At 59.9% G+C, this 564-nt stretch carries 1 protein-coding gene; it reads right to left on the minus strand.

Going from position 1 to position 564, the window contains the following annotated elements:
• Positions 1 to 564: CRISPR-associated protein Cas5 (locus ABJK56_RS05765; RefSeq protein WP_347243714.1), on the minus strand; the 564-nt coding region annotated here is incomplete at both ends.

Here is a 564-nt window from a genome sequence, read left to right on the forward strand (position 1 = left end):
TGAGATCTAAAACTTCTATCTGAACACGGGGCGGCAAAAAGCTGAAGAATTCGATGTTTCGGGGATGGCGCACGCCCTCTTTATCCACCTCAAAAGCCACGGGAAGCCGTTCCACGACCGGGGGTTCGAAGGCCGTCCCCGGAGCCAGTGCAGGTTTCAGCCTGGGAATCTTACGAATATCGGTGGGAAGCACGGTGCCGCCGAAGACCGGCTCACCCGATTGGGCCTCGTAGAGTGTCACGTCCTCGACGAGCAACAGTTCGTCGTCGCGGCCCAGCGAGAGTGGAAACACGGGATCGCGAAACGCCCTGGCGAGTTCTTCCAACTGGGATGCGGTTCCACCGTAGGCGAGTTTGTAGCGAACATAAAAGAGGAGTTCGCGAAAGTACGGAGAGCGCTCTCCGAGTTTACCGTCCTTGATCTTGAGAACGGTCCACATGTCCCGGGCCTTACCCGACGGTGCGTCCATCCACACGGAGACCCGGAGCTTGCTCCATCCCGCTTGCGGGTCCCACAGTTCGCGATCCGAGAGCCCCAGCGCTGCCCCCGCAATCCCTAGCAGGG

Origin of the sequence: Thermogutta sp. (assembly GCF_039793925.1) — a bacterium.
GTDB lineage: Bacteria > Planctomycetota > Planctomycetia > Pirellulales > Thermoguttaceae > Thermogutta.